Consider the following 270-nt stretch of genomic DNA (forward strand, 5'->3'; position numbering starts at 1 on the left):
GAAATTGCCCTGCCGGATGTGCCGCAAGAAGTGCTGGCGAAATACCCGGATATCGTTGAGACCATTGCAGAATTGGAGAAGCAGGGCTTCCCGATCCTGGTCAAAGACGCTTCTTTGGGCGGTCAGTTCCCGGTGATGTGTGTGACGCTGATGAACCCGCGTACCGGCGGTGTGTTCGCCTCCTTTGGTGCGCACCCGAGCTTCCACGTGGCGCTGGAGCGCAGCCTGACCGAACTGATGCAGGGTCGAAGCTTCGAGGGCCTGAACGAT

General features: G+C 59.3%; 1 protein-coding gene. It reads left to right on the forward strand.

Features of this window, described 5'->3' with window-relative positions; all coding sequences use genetic code 11:
• A partial coding sequence (locus AVJ23_RS22060; protein ID WP_205626915.1) for a YcaO-like family protein occupies positions 1–270 on the forward strand: 270 nt, incomplete at both ends.

The organism is Pseudoponticoccus marisrubri, from assembly GCF_001482405.1.
GTDB classification, from domain to species: Bacteria; Pseudomonadota; Alphaproteobacteria; order Rhodobacterales; family Rhodobacteraceae; genus Pseudoponticoccus; species Pseudoponticoccus marisrubri.